Source organism: Streptomyces beijiangensis, assembly GCF_017315755.1.
In the GTDB taxonomy this organism is placed as follows: domain Bacteria; phylum Actinomycetota; class Actinomycetes; order Streptomycetales; family Streptomycetaceae; genus Streptomyces; species Streptomyces beijiangensis.
Genome location: NZ_JAFLRJ010001607.1, coordinates 1 through 363 on the forward strand (window position 1 = coordinate 1; position 363 = coordinate 363).

1 protein-coding gene is annotated in these 363 nt (G+C 48.2%); it reads right to left on the reverse strand.

Features of this window, described 5'->3' with window-relative positions:
* Nucleotides 1-83 precede the first annotated feature (83 nt).
* Nucleotides 84-363, reverse strand: a 280-nt coding sequence (locus tag J0695_RS46585) for a hypothetical protein (RefSeq protein WP_277990132.1), incomplete at its 5' end; no start/stop codon positions are given.

Here is a 363-nt window from a genome sequence, read left to right on the forward strand (position 1 = left end):
CACATACTCTACGCCATCATACGAAACCTTCGTAATTTCACCGTTCACCATATCGAGAGTTTTAACGCCTTCTAATTTCGCCATCAAACCGCCTCCGCTTCGTTTTTAACTTCGTAAAGTTCCCGATTAAGGGACAGCGGCAGTTCTACCCACCGTTTGCTCGCACGATTAGTTGATTTCGCCCAATATTCGCGCTGATTTCCTTCGTTTTCAAACATCCAAACGCGAGGCATTTCGCCCGGATCACCCAATACGCCGATAAAATAATCAACGTCGGACCGATCGTAGGGCTCGCCTTTTCCGTTCGTTGCGTATAGAACGAGTTCATTTTTGCGGTCAGGCCTGCGTCGAAACGTCTTGACC